10 protein-coding genes are annotated in these 12,343 nt (G+C 45.7%); all 10 read left to right on the top strand.

The annotated features are described in order from the left end of the window. Window positions 1-434 precede the first annotated feature (434 nt). The 10 genes from traJ to IMQ48_RS22430 all read left to right on the top strand — a co-directional run bounded on the left by traJ (window position 435) and on the right by IMQ48_RS22430 (window position 12,143). Window positions 435-788, top strand: a complete 354-nt coding sequence (traJ, locus tag IMQ48_RS22475) for a conjugal transfer transcriptional regulator TraJ (protein ID WP_196210727.1) — start codon at window positions 435-437, stop codon at window positions 786-788. Window positions 789-869: 81 nt separating this feature from the next. Beyond that, window positions 870-1,664, top strand: a complete 795-nt coding sequence (gene trbJ, locus IMQ48_RS22470) for a P-type conjugative transfer protein TrbJ (protein WP_196210726.1) — start codon at window positions 870-872, stop codon at window positions 1,662-1,664. A gap of 187 nt (window positions 1,665-1,851) precedes the next feature. Then, the gene (gene trbL, locus IMQ48_RS22465) at window positions 1,852-3,243 is read left to right on the top strand and encodes a P-type conjugative transfer protein TrbL (RefSeq protein WP_196210725.1); all 1,392 of its coding nucleotides are present in this window, start codon (window positions 1,852-1,854) and stop codon (window positions 3,241-3,243) included. Then, window positions 3,197-3,763 (top strand): HigA family addiction module antitoxin, encoded by a 567-nt coding sequence (locus IMQ48_RS22460; protein WP_230326528.1) that lies wholly within the window; start codon window positions 3,197-3,199, stop codon window positions 3,761-3,763. The genes trbL and IMQ48_RS22460 overlap by 47 nt, the downstream gene beginning before the upstream one ends. Window positions 3,764-3,957: 194 nt before the next feature. After that, window positions 3,958-6,063: an ATP-dependent endonuclease gene (locus IMQ48_RS22455; RefSeq protein WP_128340305.1), complete on the top strand. Its 2,106-nt coding sequence runs from the start codon at window positions 3,958-3,960 to the stop codon at window positions 6,061-6,063. Between the two features lies 1 nt (window position 6,064). Beyond that, window positions 6,065-7,903 (top strand): UvrD-helicase domain-containing protein, encoded by a 1,839-nt coding sequence (locus IMQ48_RS22450; RefSeq protein ID WP_128340304.1) that lies wholly within the window; start codon window positions 6,065-6,067, stop codon window positions 7,901-7,903. A gap of 224 nt (window positions 7,904-8,127) precedes the next feature. Then, window positions 8,128-8,529, top strand: coding sequence for a hypothetical protein (locus IMQ48_RS22445; protein ID WP_072131227.1), 402 nt, complete (start codon window positions 8,128-8,130; stop codon window positions 8,527-8,529). Window positions 8,530-8,789: 260 nt separating this feature from the next. Beyond that, on the top strand, window positions 8,790-9,794 hold the full coding sequence (locus IMQ48_RS22440; RefSeq protein ID WP_196210723.1) for a hypothetical protein: 1,005 nt from the start codon (window positions 8,790-8,792) through the stop codon (window positions 9,792-9,794). Between the two features lie 271 nt (window positions 9,795-10,065). After that, a complete protein-coding gene (locus IMQ48_RS22435) occupies window positions 10,066-11,817 on the top strand; it encodes a hypothetical protein (protein ID WP_196210722.1) in 1,752 nt (583 codons plus the stop codon). Window positions 11,818-11,969: 152 nt separating this feature from the next. Then, window positions 11,970-12,143: a hypothetical protein gene (locus tag IMQ48_RS22430; RefSeq protein ID WP_164881294.1), complete on the top strand. Its 174-nt coding sequence runs from the start codon at window positions 11,970-11,972 to the stop codon at window positions 12,141-12,143. Window positions 12,144-12,343: the final 200 nt, after the last annotated feature.

The raw sequence follows: 12,343 nt of genomic DNA, 5'->3' as shown, positions 1-12,343 counted from the left end.
TTTAGGCATAGGGGGGCAGATTTTAGCCGCTAAAATCTGCAATGCACATGCTCTGACAAGGTAAGTAAAAAAGTGCATGAGAAAATAATAGACTTCTTACAATATATCGAAACATAAATACAGTTGGTGCACGCCCATTTATAACTACTAAAGGTCATTATCAAAATGGAGAAATATATTCTTCTTGCAAAAAAGACAATTGCTGCAGATCTTTACTCGAGTAATCCAATATTAATACGCTAAGAAAACACATCCTGTACACTGAAATACACATTGATGTGCACAGATATACTACGGCAACTGGAGGGCAGGACATGTAAAGTAGGCCCACCATAAACGGTGCTTCTACTTTACCTTCCCTTATTCGCAGCGGGGCTGATCAACGGGAGTCCTGCTCTGCGAGGCTAATCGGCTACCGCCTATATGGAGACGAGATGACTGACAATCAAACGCGGAAAAATTCCGCACCGATCAAGGTCTACTGCTTACCGGAAGAGAAGATGCAGATTGAAGCAAATGCCGCCGCTGCCGGTCTGAGTGTCGCGGCCTATTTGCGTAAAGTCGGTATGGGTTACGATGTGGAGTCAATGGTTGATATAGAACAGGTTAATGAACTTAGCCGAGTAAATGCTGATCTTGGAAGACTTGGCGGATTACTTAAATTATGGCTCGCAAATGATCCTCGAACAGTTGATTTTTCACCCACACTGATAAGAACCTTGCTTGCGAAAATAGAATCAACTCGGCAAGAACTAAGGAACATTATGGATAAAATCTTGGATAAATAAATGTGTGGTTTCCTATATACCTGCGTCTGTTAACAGACAGTGCGTTAAATATTACTGAACTGATGAAAAAGAGGTGAGCAAATGGATTTAATTTTCCAAGTGGTTTCATTACAAAGAGGGATTTTAGCCGCTAAAAAAGGTTTAATAGTTCCTTTCGTGGCGTCCGTCATGGCATTACCGGTGAAGGCCGGAATTCCCGTTATTGATGGCACTAATGTGATTCAGACCACAATCAGCGCAGTTAACAACGTTCAGGCTGTGGCTAAACAAATCCAGCAGTACCAGACGCAGCTGCAGCAGTATGAAAACATGCTGCAGAACACCGTAGCACCTGCGGCCTATATCTGGGACCAGGCAAATTCAACAATTAATAAATTGTTGCAGGTGCAGGATACCCTTAATTACTACAAGAATCAGGCCGGGAGTCTCGATGCGTACCTGAACCGATATCAGGATGTTAACTACTACAGGTTATCACCTTGCTTTAACAGTAATGTTGAATGTACCTCGTCTGAAATTAGCGCATTGCGTGAAGCTGAACAGAACAGTTCAGGGGCACGTAAAAAGGCCAATGACGCGCTATTTAAGGTAATTGACGAACAGCAGAACACCCTGCAGAGCGATGCTGATAACCTTGCAGATTTGCAAACTCAGGCAACCGGCTCACAAGGGCAAATGGAAGCTATTCAGGCCGCTACCCAGCTTGCCAGTGCGCAGACAAACCAGTTACTGCAAATCCGCTCGCTTCTGGTAGCTCAACAAAACGCCGCGGCAACACTGGCACAGGCTCAGGCCGATAAAGAAGCCCAACAAATAGCTGCTGATGAGAAAGTATTAGCTGGACAGAACACACCAAGCCCGAAGCGAATTTGGTGAGGAACAACTGAATGAAAAATAAAATTATGATGTTTTTTATTCTAATCATTTCAATGATTATATGTTCTTGCGAAAAAAACGATAACGTTTGCTCATCGAGGCCAGATAATAAACTTGATGAACATAAATACGATAAATGTGCTCTACGGAGTAATAATAAACCAAGCCCTAAACGAGAATGGTAATCATGAAAATAGTAAGTAAGCTCACCTTTTTAGGTATCATACTTTTCTTTTCTATAAATGCCTATGCTGGTCAATTAGATAGTAGCGGGCTACTTGATACTTTATTAGATAAGTTTCAACAAGTAGCCAGTACATGGACAACAGTAATTGCTGACTATGCAAATTGGCTCTTCTGGGGGCTGGTATTAATAAGTATGGTTTGGACATTTGGTATGATGGCGATGCAAGGGGAAGGGTTGACAGGCGTACTTGCTGAAATAGTTCGCTTTTTTGCCGTCATTGGTTTTTTTTATTATCTTTTAATCAACGGCCCATCCATATCGCAATCCATAATTAATTCAATGAGACAACTTGCAGCAAACGCTTTAGGAATAAGTACTGGTATTTCGCCCTCAAGCATAGTTGATATGGCGTTTGCGATATTAACAAAGGTCAGTTCAGCCGCATCAATTTGGTCGCCAATGATATCCACCATTATGATAACAGTCGCGATAATCGTTTTGGTGGTAATGTCCCTTATAGCGATAAATATGCTAATCATGTTGGTTTCTGCATGGGTGTTATGTTATGCAGGAGTTATATTGCTTGGGTTTGGTGGTTCGAAATGGACCTCTGATATATCAATTAATTACTTACGAACTGTTTTATCGATTGGCATTCAATTATTCACGATGACATTAATTATTGGTATTGGACAATCATTTATAGATCAATATTTTTCTCTTATTAAAGATGATGTTCCTGATCTTAATAGTCTTATCGTTTTGCTTCTGGCGTCAATTATCTTATTAGTATTAACGAATAAGCTACCACTGTTGTTATCAGGTGTTGTAGGAGGGGCTTCCTTACAAGGGATTGGTGGGTTTGGGGCGGGTATGATTACCGGCGCTGCCGCTACTGCCATCAGCGGTGCTGGAGCAATGGCGATGGGGGCATCAGCTCATGTCAGCGGCGGAGCCTCTGCATTAAAGGCAGCGTTCGAGTCTGCGCAATCTGCCATGGCCGAAGAATCTGGTTCTGGCGGTGGAGGCGGTTCCGGTGGAGGATTTGGCGGCGGGGAAGATACCGGTTCCGTAGATACTTCTGGCGACCAACCCTCAGGCGGTTCCGGTGGTTCGTCTGCTGGGAGCAGTTCAGGTAGCGCCAGCGGAGGAAGTCAGGGGTTTGCTTCATTCTCACGAGCTGGCCGTATGGCAAGCCATATGGGAAGCATTATGGCTAACGGCGCTGCTGAGTACCAGACAATGAAGCGAAGTGGCAATTCTTCTCGTGTCCAACAGACTATTGGAGGGGAGTTGGCGGCTCAGATACGTAAACAAACAGCTACTCGTCGGGATAACCGCGAACATGATGATTTTGCCGGAGATAGCTTATCCGGCAATAATAAATCTTGAATCAAGCGCGTCAGTTTATGGGGGAGCGCGAGCTGACGCTTTCAGTGAGCGAACTTTACTTCTGCAACTCAAAGGAAAAAATATGTCCAGAACTCCAGATTCACGGTTACGCCATGAGGGCTTTCGCAAAGCAGAGGCTTCCCTGAGACTTGAAGGAATGGACCCCAATGGTACGCCTCTGTACGAGTCCGTTAAGGCACGTATTATTTCAGGCGAGCTGACGTATGAGCAGGGGCGTTCTAAGATTCTTGCATACTACACAAAAGCAGATACCGCCGGGCCTGTAACAGTGGGAGAAATTCTGACAGAGGAATTTTTAAAACCGCTGAACATGTCAAATGATGAACTGGCGGAAGCTATGGGTATCTGCAAGCAGTATATTGACGATATTATCTGCGGTTTGCGTCGTCTTACAAATGACGATGCTCGCATTCTTGCTGCCATATTTGGGACTGATGAGGACTTCTGGAGTAATCTGCAGAAGTTGCAAGATCATAGGGAAAACGACGTAAGTAATTAATCTGCGTTCACCTCATGTTGCATCATGCATACCGCTCCTCAAGGGGCATAAAAGTAAGAATATTTGTTCAAAGTCATTTCTGGAACAAACTTCTCAGCAAGGGCTGGAAAAAATGTAAAAAATGTCCTCAAAATAAACGAAGCGAGTAGCATCAGTTTTCGGATTGCTATCTTGAAGTGTCAAGGAGGGATTAAATGAAAGTAAGTAGTGTAGCGATTCGGAACTTCCGCCGATTGGAAAATGTGCAGATTGACATTGAAGAGAAGGAGTCCATTTTTGTTGGTCCCAACAACAGTGGCAAAACTTCTGCCACTGCGGTTTTTCGTTGCTTTCTGGGGGGACGAGATTTCAAGATCTACGACTTTTCTGTCGCCCGGATAGCAGATTTCGACACATTTGGAGCGACCGGAGATGATACGCTCGTCCCCAAAATTAGTCTGGACCTTTGGTTCACTATCGACCCAGAAAGCATCGGTTTTGGTAGAGTTTTCACATTATTGCCAAATCTTTCGGATTTCACGAGTGTAGGGATTAGGCTGTCGTATGAGGTCTCTGAGGTAAGGAAGTTATACGAGAATTACAACGCTGCCTATCCTCCCAAGGAAGATGGAACGCGCTCTAAGTCGCTTTCGCAATATCTATCTATCGACGGAAATCTTGGCCGACATTTTACGGTTTGTTACTACTCACTAGACGAGAAGATTCAGGAGGGAGCACCGTCTGAGATCTTGTCGAGTTATCTTGATCCTGACGAAGGCAAGCGTCTTCTTAAGCAGCTCATACGTGTTGAGTTCGTGGACGCGCAGCGCAACATTAACGATGACAACAGCAGTCGCAGTAATAGGCTCTCTTCGGCATTTGCCACCTTCTACCAAAAGAATCTTGAGCAGGTTGACCATGCCGCTGATGCTCACAGCGTAATCGATGCGAATAACAAACAGCTGACTGATCACTATGCAAAGCAGTTTGCCCCACTGATCAATCTCATCAAGCGCCTTGGTGTGCCGTCAATTAATGATCGCGAATTGCAGATTATATCATCGCTTAGCCCCGAGACTGCTCTTCGGGGGAATACCGAATTACTTTATATTGACCCTAGCCGGAAGCATGAACTACCTGAGCTCTATAACGGTCTTGGATTCAAAAATCTAATTTATATGGCCATTCAGGCTCGTCACTTCCATTCTCAATGGGTAATGACCACCGAGAACAGACCTCTGTGCCTGATGATCTTCATTGAAGAACCTGAAGTTCATCTCCATGCTCAGGTACAACAAACTTTTATATCCAACATTTGGCAGGTAATTAATCAGTCCGCTGAGGTGGCTGGAGAACCGAATCTCGTACCGCAACTTGTCATAACCACGCATTCCTCACATATCATGGAGGCTGTGGATTTTGAGAAAGTTCGCTATTTCCAGCGCTGCCATTGTGAGGGTGAAACAGAAGCTGCTGGCATTCGCAATGCGTCAATGGTTCGAAGCCTCCGCGCTTTCCAGCCGAATGTGGAGACAATTGATGGTAAGGTTATTCCACCATCAGAATCGCTAGCCTTCCTTAAACGCTATTTACGTCTTACACACTGCGACCTATTTTTCGCCGATGCTGGCATCCTTGTTGAAGGCGCTGTTGAGAAGTTGTTAATGCCGACCATGATTGAGCGTGCTGCAGAGCGATTACGGACTGTGTATCTCACAGTTTTGGAGGTAGGGGGAGCGTATGCTCACCGTTTCGAGGGTTTGCTTAGTTTCCTTCATATTCCCTATCTAGTTATCACTGACATTGATTCAGTTTCACCTACCGGTTATCCCAAAGCCTGTCGAGCGGATGTTGCTGGAGCAAAAACGTCCAACGCGTCCCTAAAGAAACTTTGTGGGCTGACAACAATTGACCAACTGATCGCATTGACTTGCGCGCAGAAGCAGCACAACGATAAGGATCGTTGCATCGCTTTTCAGACAGATGTTTTGGTCGAGGAAAATGATGCCAGCGAGATGTTGCGTCCGCGCACGTTGGAAGAAGCAATTGTATATGAGAATTTTAGGCTACTTCGAACTGGTGCTTTATCTATTGGCATTCCTGTCCGAGCGTCTCTCAGCGACGCTTACCAGGATGTTTACGAAAGGGTTCGGTCGGATAATTTCAAAAAAACTGATTTTGCCATGGACATCTTGGCTTGCGCTGAGCAATGGATTGTCCCTGTATATATTGCCGAAGGGTTGAAATGGCTTGAGTCGCGCCTGTTACCCCCACTACCAGTTGTGGTGGATACAGAAGCCTCTGTCGCGGCGGGAGAATAGCATGAGGACATGGATAGAAAGCGAAGCGGATATTCAAGTCCGTGCATGCATCGATGGTCATCGTAGTTTTGCGATGATAGCCGGCGCAGGCGCGGGCAAGACTAGTTCACTGGTAGATGCTCTTGGCCGGGTTCGGGATAATGAAGGTAATGTCCTTAGAAAGCATGGTCAACGCATTGCTTGTATTACCTTTACCAAGCGTGCGGTTGAGGTCATCAAGAAAAGATTGGGGTTTGATGAGTTGTACCTAGTTTCGACTCTTCATGGATTTCTGTGGGGCTTGATTAGCCATTTCCACGAAAATATTCGTCAAGCGTTATATGAAAGCCGTATTCCAAATCTTATAGACAAGGCTAGGGAAGATGATAACGGCGGTAACAGCAAAAAGGCACTTAAAGCCCGTGCAAAAATAGAACGACTGACAGAACAGCTTTCCCTTCTCGAAGCAGTCAATCATTTTGACTATTCTGACACTAGCTTCAGTGATTACGAAAAAGGACAGATTGGGCATGATGATGTCATAGAAATTGCAACCTACTTGCTTAAAAATAATCAAACACTTAGACGGATCATTGGCCTGCGTTTCCCTTACATCTTCGTCGACGAAGCACAGGACACATTTGAGGGAATCGTCTCAGGACTCAATCTCGTCTGTGCGGGTGATGAACTTCCTATGATTGGCTATTTTGGTGACCCTTGGCAGCAGATTTATGACCGAAGTGCCGGTGATTTTTCGCCACCAGACAAAGGTAAAGTCATCAAGAAAGCTGAAAACTTTCGCTGTTCTAAAAGTGTTATCCGACTTCTCAATGCTTATCGTGGAGATGTTGAGCAGTATGCTGCTGGCGAAAATGCTGAATGTGAAGGCAGTGTTGAATTTTTGCTAATTAAAGCAGAAGAGCCAACAGAACCACGCAGGCGCTATTCAGAAGAACAGATTGAGCGGGCGCTAGCTCGTATGGATGCTGCAGTCGAAAACTGGGGTTGGGCAGGTCGCGACGATGTCATGAAGCTCTTCCTGGCACGTCAAATGATCGCGCGACGGCTTGGCTTCGCTGATCTCAATCGCCTCTTCACTGGAGACTATGCCTCATCAAGGGCTCAAGATGCTTTTGAGGAAGGAACGCATTTCCTTCTTAAACCATTTCTTTCGACGATTTGCCCTCTCATAACAGCTCAAAGCCAAGGTGACGATCGAAAAATTATTAATCTACTTCGTAGAGATAGTCCTGCTTTCGCGAGCAATGGATTAAATGCGGAAAAGTCACTGAAAGTGATGATTGAGACTTCGAGGTCTTTGGTTAAGCAGTTACATGCTTTGTGGGATACCGAAACGATTGGAACGATCCTTCACTTTTGCGTCGAGATGCAGATAATCCAGCCCTCAGAAAGATTGAGTGAGCATCTTGAACGTCCTCCACGTACTGAGCCTTTCAGTGAGGAGCTTCACAGTTTCGACAAAGGAGACTGGCTCGCAGACTCATTTTTTAAAATGGCCACAGGGGGAGTCTCCCGCTATTTCGAATATCTTAACAACAATACCGCCTATAGCACTCAACATGGAGTAAAGGGCGAGGAATATCCAAAGGTATTGGTCGTTTATGATGATGTCGAAGCAGCATGGAACCAATACAGCTTTAGTAAAACCCTTACTCCTCTCACCGCTGGGGTGCCCTCTGATCGGCAACGCTCTGTAACTCAGAAGCTCGTGTATGTCTCGTTTTCCCGTGCTGAGGAGGATCTACGTATAGTACTTTTCACAGCTAATCCAGAGGGAGCTCAAGCTGAACTAATTGAAAGTAAACTATTGTCGCCTGATCAAATACGAATTATGGCCTGAGGATTGTTATTGCCTTTTGATTTACTAAATGGGTGCTAAGGCAGCGACTAGCCTTTGCTCATAATTTGCAATGTTAGGGGGACAGGAAATGGCCGCCCGAGCAAAGATACATTGTTGTGGTATACCTCCCGACAGGTTACTTACAGCCACAAACGGTTATCTTGAGTCTAGGTTATTCAAGCTTATTTGATCATTAAGTTCGGTAAAAAATGTAGGGAGCCTCTATGTCTGAGATAACCGTGCCAACCAGTCATGTTTCGCTTTGCTCAAATTGCTTCACTGATGAAGGGCTGCGGATCGACGCTGCAAGACATGGCCTTGAACAACAAGGCGAATGCCCAAATTGCCAAAGCCCGGATGGGAAAAAACTGACCCGAGACCAGATTAAAGGTTTGGCGTGGCGCTTTTTCGTAAGCGGAACCACCGTCCGTTGTGACTACGGCGCAGCGCCAGTGATTCAGTTCAACGAGCACCATTATGGCCAAGGTGACATCGCCCCGTCAACGTGGCTTAAGAATGACGTAAAGCTTATTGAGGAGGTCGCTAAAATTGGATTTTTCTATTACGGCCCTCGATGGTGGATGGTCGGTGAAGTCGAGCCGCTAGCAAATGGCATTAAAAACTGAAGCCCGCGTCATTGCGGGTTTTTTACGTTTTCGACTTCACATTTTTTGGCAAATTTTCGCATCGCCTAGAATCCCGTTCTTATGGCATGGTAGATTGTACGATTTGAGCACGATTACGTTGCTAGCATGATTTCTTGCCCGACCATCGCTCTTACAGCCCCCAAACAAGCAGTTTTCATTGGGATGGCGCAGGGCGGTGATGCTAGCTAGCTTGGGTGGGCCAAGTGCTTACTCATGGTGCCTCTGCTGGGAGATTGGTGATGTTTGAAGAAACAATCCGCGCACTAAAAAAGCTTGGCGACGAAAAATCTACCGTCGCATTTTCCACAGACGATAGCGATTACTTTGATCGCGAGTGTCCCGCACCAGAATGCTTAGCTCAGTTCAAGGTTCTGATGGAAGATTGGAAGTCTAAGGTAAGGGATGAGGAGGTCTTTTGTCCGTTCTGCGGTCATACCGCTGATGCTCAGAAGTGGTGGACGCAGGAACAGCTGGAACATGCGCGGGACGTTGCTCTGGCGAAGGTTAAGGCGACTTTAGGTGGTGCACTTCGCCTTGACGCACAGAGATTCAATCAGAGGCAGCCCAAGGGGGGATTCATCTCGATGAGCATGAAGGTGAACAGCATACCTCAGCATGTCCCGATCCCCTATGCTGCGGCGGCACCCATGCGTCTTAAGATTGCCTGTGGAGAATGCGGATGTCGGTATGCCGTTGTCGGGGCGGCGTATTTCTGTCCGTCTTGTGGGGCAAACGCTGCAGAGCTTGTCTTCGAACTCACTGCCCAAGGCATCCGGCAGTCGCTTGAAGCGGTTAACGCCATTAGAGCCGCTATCTCGGACGCAGACACTGCTGAGAACACGTGCCGTCTGATCGTTGAGAGCGCTTTGCAGAACTCAGTCACGGCATTTCAGAGGGTTGCAGAAGCGCTTCACGCGCGCATAGCCCCGACGGTGAAGACACGACGCAATGCATTTCAGAATCTTTCCGAGGGCTCAGCTCTTTGGGAGGCCGCGATAGGGGGAGGTTACGATAAGCATCTTACCACCGTCGAGATGAAACAACTGACAACGGCCTTCCAACAACGTCATCTGCTTGCTCATACACAGGGTGTTGTCGACGATGACTACATCCGGAAAACCGGTGACACACGATACAAATTAGGACAGCGGTTGGTGATCAAGCGTGAGGCTGTGGCTGAAGCGCTTAATCTAATCGAGCAATTGACGCGTGGCATCCGTCAGGACGCCAAGGATAAAGGGTGAGAGTCCTGATCGAGCATCAAAAGCGTCTCACTACCACGATCAAGGCTTTGGTTGCTCCAAACAGTGGTACAGCGTCTGAAGCTGAGACAAGCAACTAGGTATATCGTCTTAACAAGTTCTCGAATGCTGCTGTGGGCGCAATCAACAACATATTGTGATTCTGTAAATGCCCGTATAGTCAGCCAGCATTGCTGCGGGTAGTGCTTCTGCATGAACCGCAAGCTGGTCGGCGTCCGTTAAACCATAATTTGGCCAATGGAATGAAATTTGTATGATAAAAAGAATAGATAAAATCGCCATAACTAATGTTAAGGGAATCGAAAACTCTGTTTTTGATGTTCAGCTTATTCCAAACAAGCCGACACTCGTTGTAGCTCCCAACGGTTTCGGAAAAAGCTCCATTACTGCCGCTTTCGGCTCCCTGCGTTCGAAAAAGATGGATTTGGATAAGGATGAATACCACAGGGGCGATGAAGAACGTCATCCATCCCTTAAAATCAGTTATACCATGCAGGATGGGAGCAAGATTGATAAAGAAGCAAATCATACAAAAAATGATCTGGCAGCGACATTTGGCGTTCATGTAATTAATAGCCAGTTGGTTTCAAAAGCAAAAAAACTCAAAATTGCGGGCGCTAACATCGTTACTTCAGCAATTGAAGTCACTCCAGTCGTACTAATCAAAAGTATTCCTCCAAAAGAAAAATTTCGTTACTCCTTCGCAGCAGTAAAAGGTGACTTCGGGAAAAACGGAAAGGCATTGCCAAACATTTCAAGCATTCTCGCTGATAACCGGGTGATGGCCAAAATTTGGAATCAGGTCGATTTTACTAAACAGGGTCAGGCCGGTGTTAATAAGGCTATAAGAGCGCTACAAGATGAGATCAACGCCGGAACTGGAAACTCGGATAAAATCCTTGCCGGCGTTAAGGATGAAACAATACAAGCGGTGTCAGCCATAGACTTCGTTAGCGGCATGTTGTCTGTTTTCGCGGAATCCGGTGTAAACTATTCCTCGCAAATTGAGGCTATTCTCGCAGCCTTACAGATTAGTAATATTCATGCCAGCGACAAGGCCGCCTTTAAAAAGGCAGGAGAGCGCGCTAACTATGTGTTCGAAAAGGCGTCCTATGTTGAGGACTTCTCTGCGCTGAAAGGAACTTGGCATAATATTCAGCCAAAGGAAACAGCGGATGGACTTGTGATTGCCTTTCCGAAGGCAAACCAGATTTCCAACGGAGAACGAGATATCATTTGCTTTGTAGCTCAGCTGAAAAAGGCCAAGCTCCAACTCAAGAAAAACAAGGCCATTATTTTAGTAATTGATGAGATATTTGACTATCTAGACGACGCCAATCTGGTTGCCTGCCAATATTATCTGACACAAATGATTGCGGAAGTGAAATCTGACGGTCGCCAAATTTTTCCATTAATTATGACTCACTTAAATCCTGGATTCTTCAGGAATTTTACTTTTAGCGATCAAAAAGTTTGCTATCTAAACAAAATTTCGGTCTCGGACAAAGCGGTCGAAAGCATAATCTCTAAGAGAGATGACCCCTCCATATCGGACGCAATTTCTAAGCACTTTCTGCATTTTCACTCGGACGACATGGACCTATCTAACGAGTTTAAGAACCTTGGGCTCCCGGCTGATCTGGCCACAGCGTCCCAGTTTTCAGTGCATTGTGCTAGCCATGTGCAGAGATATGTTGAAGGTAAAGGTTTCGATCCCCTTGCAGTTTGCAGTGGCGTGCGTCGAAAGGTAGAGCAATTAATCTTCGCTTCATTAGCGGAAGAGTCTCGCGAAGAGTTTTTATCGACACACAAAACCGTCAACAAATTACAATTCGCAGAGTCTGTGGGAACTACCGTTCCTGAAGTCTATTTTTTGCTGGCTGTAATTTATAATGATGCGATGCATGTAAGGCCCAACCAAGATAATTTTTCTGGATTAGGAACAAAACTGTCTAACCTAACCATCAAGCACATGATTTCCACAATGATTCAGCCCGACGCCTAATAAGGCACTGAACTTCTTCGGAAAAGCCGTTTTTGCCAAGCGGACAAGATGGTGGTCCTGAACTGCAGCTAATGCTGGATCGGATGGTCTAGTATTGGTTTGAGTCGGCTATTCTTGATGCTTGAGAGTATCTACGAGTTAGGAGGCGATTGATGAAAGACCGTAGTCACGGCGAGGCAATGGAAGAGCTTATCCACGCCGAACCGTCTTATATGGCGAAGCTGCTGGCCGAGGTTGTTCATGATGGCAATGCGGATGAGTTGGCAATCATGGAGCAGCAGATGTCGGGTGCTTTTGCCATGAGAGAAGTTAACCCGGCGTCATGAGCGGATTATGATTTTATATGGTATTGTTCATGGTATTGCGGTATGTGATGAGTTAGATGGCCTGATATTTAAGGGTTTTTATACCTAATTGACAATAGAGTGGGAATGATTTCGCGTCTGGCAACAGCTTGCACGTAAAAGCAGTAAAACACCTCTAAGTCCGCGTAACTGCGGGCTTTTTTGTTTTTGTGTCTGGCAAA

This window comes from Citrobacter sp. Res13-Sevr-PEB04-36 (assembly GCF_015672735.1).
In the GTDB taxonomy this organism is placed as follows: Bacteria; Pseudomonadota; Gammaproteobacteria; order Enterobacterales; family Enterobacteriaceae; genus Citrobacter.
Note: the sequence above shows the minus strand (reverse complement) of the source record. Positions and strands in the feature narration are given on the sequence as shown.